9 protein-coding genes are annotated in these 6,178 nt (G+C 71.6%); 6 read left to right on the top strand and 3 right to left on the bottom strand.

The genetic code is table 11. From position 1 onward, the window contains the following. Window positions 1-29 precede the first annotated feature (29 nt). Window positions 30-395 carry a VOC family protein gene (locus tag ACFC0D_RS22515; protein WP_376438687.1) on the top strand — a complete coding sequence of 122 codons (366 nt, stop codon included), beginning with the start codon at window positions 30-32 and terminating at the stop codon, window positions 393-395. On the opposite strand, the gene ACFC0D_RS22510 is transcribed toward ACFC0D_RS22515, so the two are convergent. Continuing rightward, window positions 385-1,449, bottom strand: a complete 1,065-nt coding sequence (locus tag ACFC0D_RS22510) for an oxidoreductase (protein WP_376438675.1) — start codon at window positions 1,447-1,449, stop codon at window positions 385-387. The genes ACFC0D_RS22515 and ACFC0D_RS22510 overlap by 11 nt on opposite strands. Window positions 1,450-1,511: 62 nt before the next feature. On the opposite strand from ACFC0D_RS22510, the gene ACFC0D_RS22505 reads away from it, so the two are divergent. The 4 genes from ACFC0D_RS22505 (at window position 1,512) to ACFC0D_RS22490 (ending at window position 3,906) form a co-directional block, all read left to right on the top strand. After that, window positions 1,512-1,832, top strand: a complete 321-nt coding sequence (locus ACFC0D_RS22505) for a DMT family transporter (RefSeq protein WP_376438672.1) — start codon at window positions 1,512-1,514, stop codon at window positions 1,830-1,832. Beyond that, window positions 1,832-2,455 carry a TetR/AcrR family transcriptional regulator gene (locus ACFC0D_RS22500; RefSeq protein ID WP_376438669.1) on the top strand — a complete coding sequence of 208 codons (624 nt, stop codon included), beginning with the start codon at window positions 1,832-1,834 and terminating at the stop codon, window positions 2,453-2,455. Before ACFC0D_RS22505 ends, ACFC0D_RS22500 begins: the two co-directional genes overlap by 1 nt. A gap of 172 nt (window positions 2,456-2,627) precedes the next feature. Next, window positions 2,628-3,611 carry a 2,3,4,5-tetrahydropyridine-2,6-dicarboxylate N-succinyltransferase gene (gene dapD / locus ACFC0D_RS22495; RefSeq protein ID WP_376438667.1) on the top strand — a complete coding sequence of 328 codons (984 nt, stop codon included), beginning with the start codon at window positions 2,628-2,630 and terminating at the stop codon, window positions 3,609-3,611. Window positions 3,612-3,687: 76 nt separating this feature from the next. Next, on the top strand, window positions 3,688-3,906 hold the full coding sequence (locus ACFC0D_RS22490) for a hypothetical protein (RefSeq protein WP_361592687.1): 219 nt from the start codon (window positions 3,688-3,690) through the stop codon (window positions 3,904-3,906). On the opposite strand, the gene dapA is transcribed toward ACFC0D_RS22490, so the two are convergent. Next, on the bottom strand, window positions 3,891-4,769 hold the full coding sequence (gene dapA, locus ACFC0D_RS22485) for a 4-hydroxy-tetrahydrodipicolinate synthase (protein ID WP_376438663.1): 879 nt from the start codon (window positions 4,767-4,769) through the stop codon (window positions 3,891-3,893). The two genes, ACFC0D_RS22490 and dapA, sit on opposite strands and share 16 nt — an antisense overlap. Before the next feature lie 130 nt (window positions 4,770-4,899). Between dapA and ACFC0D_RS22480 the strand changes: the two genes are divergently transcribed. Next, a complete protein-coding gene (locus ACFC0D_RS22480; protein WP_376438661.1) occupies window positions 4,900-5,640 on the top strand; it encodes an SDR family NAD(P)-dependent oxidoreductase in 741 nt (246 codons plus the stop codon). Here the strand turns inward: ACFC0D_RS22480 and ACFC0D_RS22475 are convergent. Continuing rightward, a complete protein-coding gene (locus ACFC0D_RS22475; protein WP_376438658.1) occupies window positions 5,637-6,080 on the bottom strand; it encodes a GNAT family N-acetyltransferase in 444 nt (147 codons plus the stop codon). The genes ACFC0D_RS22480 and ACFC0D_RS22475 overlap by 4 nt on opposite strands. Window positions 6,081-6,178: the final 98 nt, after the last annotated feature.

Here is a 6,178-nt window from a genome sequence, read left to right as displayed (position 1 = left end):
GGCCATGCCCGCCAGGCAGACTGGCGGGCATGGCCGTTCGCATGTATCAACTCGCCGTCGACGCCCACGACCTGCCCGCTCAGGCCCGCTTCTGGTCGCGGGTGCTGGACTGGCGGATCCTCTTCGAGGCCGAGGACGAGATCGTCATCGGTGCCGACGCCTCCGCCCTGCCGGGGATGTGCTTCCTTCCCGTCCCCGAGTCCAAGGCCGTCAAGAACCGGCTGCACATCGACCTGACGCCCGACGACCAGGACGCCGAGGTCGAGAGGATCCTCGCCCTCGGGGCCCGGAGGATCGACGTCGGTCAGGGTGAGGACGTGAGCTGGGTCGTCCTCGCCGACCCCGAGGGGAACGAGTTCTGCGTGCTGCGCCCGAAGAAGTCCCTCACCGACTGAACGGAGGCGGCCCGGCCGCCGCCTCGACGAGGGCCGGGGCGAGGTTCTCCTTGCGGATGCGCTGGTCGACGTAGACGAGAGCGGCGACCAGGGGAGGGAAGACCGCGCAGACGGCCTGCGCCACGATCGTGCCGAGGATGGCGATCACCAGGAGCGGCACCAGGGCCAGCATCACCTCACTCGAAGAGCCCGCGTCGGACGGATCCGTGAACGTGGCGGGGAGTGTGACCAGCATGCTGAGGACCTGTTGGATCAGCCAGTTCGCCACCGTGGCCAGGATGCTCGCGACAAGCAGCGCGCCGAAGGTCCGCCACCATGAGCCCTGGACCAGCCGGCTGGAGCGGCGCATCGAGGCCACGGCCCCCTGACCCTCGAACACCGCCGCCGGCGCCGCCAGGCTGAACTTCACCCAGAGCCACGCGGCGAGCGGGGCGGTCAGCAGGGTGGCCAGCACGGCGCCACCGAACGACAGGAACAGCCACGCCGGCGGGGCCGATCCCTCGAGGGCCACCATGAGACCGGCGAACGCCGCCACGAACACGATGAGCGGGACCGGTACGGTGAGCAGCAGCGTCAGGAAGACCGTGCCCACCACCGCCGGCATCCGCGACCACGCGCGGCGCCAGACCGTGCCGAAGGTCGTGCGGCGGCCGAGAACCGCCTCCTGAAGGACGGCGGGGCACGCCGCGTAGACGACGGCGCTCGCGACCAGCATCCCGACCATGGCGATCAGCCACACACAGCCGAAGGCGATCAGCAGCGGCCGGCCGTCCTCCCAGCTGGGTTCCTGTCCGCGCGGCAGATCGAAGATCCCGGGCAGATGGTCGGAGACCAGGGCGAACCCGATGCCGAGGGCCGCGGCGGCCAGCAGCAGGGCCCCGCCGTACGCGACCGCGGCGACACCGAACAGCTGCTTCCAGTAACGCCCGATGGTCGTGAATGCACCGGTCAGGATCTGGCTGAGACTCAGCGGCGCGAGGGGTATCACGCCGGGCTGCGGCGGAGGCGGCGGGGGAGCGTAGCCGTAGTCGTACGGCCCCGGGGCATATGTCATGCGCACACCGTAGCCGGAGGGGTTGTGTACGCCCGTACATATCGTTATGTACACTCGTACGCATGGGATACGGACTGCTGGCGGGAGCCATCGCCGCGGAGATCGTCGCCACGATCTCCATGAAGTACAGCGAGGGCTTCTCGAAGACCTTGCCCTCGATCGTCACGGCCACGGGCTATCTGATCGCCTTCGCGCTGCTCGCGCAGGCGCTCAAGACCCTCCAGGTCGGCACCGCGTACGCGATCTGGTCCGGCGTGGGCACCGCGGCGGTCGCCGTCATCGGCATCCTCTTCATGAACGAGACCTTCAGCGTCGCCAAGGTCGCCGGAGTACTCCTGATCATCGCGGGGGTCCTCGTGCTCAACATGGGCGGAGCGCACTGATGGCCCGCCCCCGCCGCCACGATCCCGAGCGGCGGCAGCGGATCGTCGACGCCGCGCTGCGGGTGGTCGGCGCCCGCGGCATCGAGGGGCTGAGCCACCGTACGGTCGCCGCGGAGGCCGACGTCCCGCTCGGCTCCACGACGTACCACTTCGCCTCCCTCGACGAACTGCTCGTCGCCGCGCTCCGCCAGGCCAACGAGGGGTTCGGGCGGGAACTGCGCGAGAGCGGCGCGCTTGCCGACCCCGGGACCGACCTCGCGGGCGAGCTCGCCCGGCACATGGGGGAGTGGATCGCCGGGGAACGGACCGGGGTGGAGCTGGAGTACGAGCTCTACCTCGCCGCCCTGCGCCGCCCCGCGCTGCGACCGGTCGCGGCGGAGTGGACGGACGCCGTCGCCGACGCCCTCTCCCGGCGGACGGACCCGGTGACCGCCCGCGCCCTGGTCGCCCTCATGGACGGCATCTGCCTCCAGGTCCTGCTGACGAACGGGACGTACGACGAGGGGTACGCGCGCGAGATGCTGGCGCGCCTCCTGCCGGAGGGGCGGGAGAAGGGCACCGCGCCCGGAGGCGGCGCCGAGGGGGCGGGCCGGCCGGAGACCGAGCGGCGAGGGGCGGGGTGATCCGCCACGCGGCGTGGATCGGCCCGGCCGGTTTCGGCGGGGCGTGGTCTCCGACCGGGGCCGGGTGATCCGACGAGGGGCGTGGCGCAGGGGTTGTCGGTTCGGCCAGGCGGCTCGACCGACACCTGAGACCGGTTGGCCCGCGCGGGGCCCCGAACGTTAGGTTTTCCGCATGACCACTGCTCCTCGCACCACCGGCGCCGTCGCCGCCGGCCTCGCCACCATCGCCGGTGACGGCACCGTTCTCGACACCTGGTTCCCCGCCCCCGAGCTGACCGACGCGCCCGGGCCCGCCGGAACCGAGCGGCTCACCCCCGACGCCGCCGTCAACGCCCTCGGTGAGGGCGCCGCCAAGGCCCTCGGCGTGGACGCCCGCCGTGGCGTCGAGGTGGTCGCCGTCCGCACCGTCATCTCCTCGCTCGATGACAAGCCGCTCGACGCCCACGACGCGTATCTGCGCCTGCACCTGCTGAGCCACCGGCTCGTCAAGCCGCACGGCCAGAGCCTCGACGGCGTCTTCGGCCTGCTCGCCAACGTCGCCTGGACCTCGCTCGGCCCGGTCGCCGTCGACGACATCGAGAAGGTCCGCCTCAACGCGCGCGCGGAGGGCCTGCACCTCCAGGTGACCTCGATCGACAAGTTCCCGCGGATGACCGACTACGTCGTCCCCGCCGGCGTCCGCATCGCCGACGCCGACCGCGTCCGCCTCGGCGCGCACCTCGCCGCCGGTACGACCGTCATGCACGAGGGATTCGTCAACTTCAACGCCGGCACGCTGGGCACCTCGATGGTCGAGGGCCGCATCTCCGCGGGCGTCGTGGTCGGTGACGGGTCCGACATCGGTGGCGGCGCCTCCACCATGGGCACCCTCTCCGGCGGCGGCAACGTCATCATCGCCATCGGCGAGCGCTGCCTGATCGGCGCCGAGGCGGGCGTCGGCATCGCGCTCGGCGACGAGTGCGTCGTCGAGGCCGGTCTGTACGTCACCGCCGGTACGCGCGTCACGATGCCGGACGGTGCGATCGTCAAGGCCCGTGAGCTCTCCGGGGGCGACAACATCCTCTTCCGCCGCAACTCGGTGACCGGAGCCGTCGAGGCCCGCCCGAACAACGCGGTGTGGGGCGGGCTCAACGAGATCCTCCACAGTCACAACTGAGTCGTGACCTGCTCGTGTGACGCTGCGTTAACGGTACGACGTTGAGTCACACGAGCAGACAAGGCGAGGAGTCGACATGAGGACGAGGCCCACCATCGTCGGAGCGCTGACCGTGGCGGCGGTGCTCCTTCCGGCCGCGGCCGCCTCCGCGGACGAGACGCACACACGGACGCACAACGGCCCGTACGTCTCGAACGGGCCCAGCCTCACCCTCCACACCGGTCAGATCGACGATCCGCTGGAGGACGTCCTCGAGCACGCGGCGCTGTTCGGCACCACCTACGTGTTCGACTGAACCAGATCCTCGTACGCCGCCCGCAGCCCGTCGACCGTCTCCAGGTCGGCGGGCTGCAGCGGTTCCCGGACGAAGTCGCCCAGGAGCGCCTTCGCCGTCACCGTGCCCGGCAGGCCGGAGGCCGTCATCAGCTCGGAGAGCGGCATGGTGAGCGCGTTGAGCCGGGTCGCTCCGGCCGTGTCCCCCGCGTCGAAGGCGTCGAGGACGGCTCGCATCTGACGCGGCGCGACATTGGCCACCGTGCTGACGTAGCCGGCGCCGCCCACCGCGTACAGCGGGAGGTTGAGCTCCTCGGAGCCGGAGTAGTACGCGAGGGACGTCCGGGCGATCACCTTGGTGGAGCCGAGCAGGTCGTGGGCGCAGTCCTTGACCGCGACGATCCTCGGGTGGGCGGCGAGCCGCAGCATCGTCTCCGGTTCGATCCGGGTGCCGGTGCGGCCGGGGATGTCGTACAGCATGACCGGCAGATCGGTCGCGTCCGCGACCTTGAGGAAGTGCGCCTCGACGGCGTCCTGCGGAGGGCGGCTGTAGTACGGGGTGACGACCAGGAGTCCGTCCGCGCCCGCCTTCTCGGCCTGGCGCGCCAGCTCGACCGTGTGCCGGGTGTCGGAGGTGCCGACGCCCGCGAGGACCGAAGGGCCGGGGCCGACGGCCTCGCGGACGGCCTCGATCAGGGTCGCCTTCTCGGCGTCCGTGGTGGTGGGGGACTCACCGGTGGTGCCGTTGAGGACGAGACCGTCGCAGCCCTCGGACACCAGATGGGCGGCGTGCTCGCGGGCGACGTCCAGATCCAGCTCGCCGGAGGCGGTGAAGGGCGTGATCATCGCGCAGAGGGCCCGGCCGAAGGGGCGTTCAGTGCTCATCAAGAGAGTCTGCGGGGCGCGATGCTGAAGGTCCACTTAGTTCTTCTTGGGGTGAGGGGTAAGCATCCCTGAAGGGTGGGTCTCTGGCATGATCTCCCTGCGCGACAGGAGGACATGGAGAGAGAACAGCATGAGCGAACAACGTGTCGCCCTGGTCACCGGCTCGTCCTCGGGCATCGGCGCCGCCGTCGCCCGCCGCCTCGCCGACGCGGGGATCCGGGTCGTCGTCAACTCCGCGCGGTCCGTGGACGCCGGCAAGGCCCTCGCGGCCGAACTGCCGGACGCCGTCTACGTCCAGGCCGACGTCTCCGACGAGACCCAGGCGACGGCCCTCGTCGCCGCCGCGGTGGAGGCGTACGGGCGGCTGGACATCCTGGTCAACTGCGCGGGCACCACGAGGTTCATCCCGCACGACGACCTCGACGCCGCCTCGCCCGACGTCTGGCGGCACCTCTACGACGTCAACGTCATCGGGGTCTGGCAGACCGTCACCGCCGCCGTCCCCCACCTGCGGGCGAACGGCGCGGGCAGCGTCGTGACCATCTCCTCGCAGGCCGGCGTCCGCCCCGGCGGCAGCTCCATCCCGTACGCGGTCTCCAAGGCGGCCGTCAACCACATGACGAAGCTGCTCGCCAAGACGCTCGGCCCGGACGTCCGGGTCAACGCGGTCGCCCCGGGCTTCATCGACACCCCCTGGTTCGACGGGGTCGAGGGAGCGGACGAGGCCAAGGCCCATGTGGCGGGTGCGGTGCCGCTACGGCGGGTGGGAGAGCCCGAGGACATCGCCCGCGCCGTCCTCGACCTCACCAACGCCTCGTACATCACCGGCGAGGTCCTGCTCGTCGACGGCGGAGGCCACCTGCTCGGCTAGAGCGCGAGCTTGAACCCGTCGTGGCTCCGCGCGAAGCCCAGCGAGGCGTAGAAGCGGTGGGCCTCGGTCCGTTCCTTGTTGCTGGTCAGCTGGACGAGCGCGCAGCCCCGTGCGCGCGCCCGTTCCACCGCCCGCCCCATCAACTCCCGGCCGAGCCCACCGCCACGCCGGTCCGCCCGGACCCGCACGGCCTCGATCAGCGCCCGCTCCGCGCCGCCCTTCCCGAGACCGGGGATGTACGTCGCCTGCAGACACCCCACGACCAGCTCCCCGTCGACGAGCACGAGCATCTCGTTGCGGGGATCGCCCTCGATGTCCGCGAAGGCCCGCTCGTACGCCGGCGTGACGACGACCGAAGCCGGGTCCACGACCGTCTCCTCGTCGGCGAGAAGCGCGAGGACGGCGGGCAGTTCGGCGCGGGTGGCGGGGCGAAGGATCACGCAGGGCAGTCTTCCACGGGCCACCGGGCGCGCGGTGGGTGGCGGGTGCTCGCCGACCACGCGGAACACGCCCGCGCCGAGGCTCGGCGCGGGCGTGC

Origin of the sequence: Streptomyces sp. NPDC056222 (assembly GCF_042264065.1) — a bacterium.
In the GTDB taxonomy this organism is placed as follows: domain Bacteria; phylum Actinomycetota; class Actinomycetes; order Streptomycetales; family Streptomycetaceae; genus Streptomyces.
The sequence above is the reverse complement of the archived record's forward strand: the minus strand, read 5'-3'. Positions and strand labels throughout refer to the sequence as shown.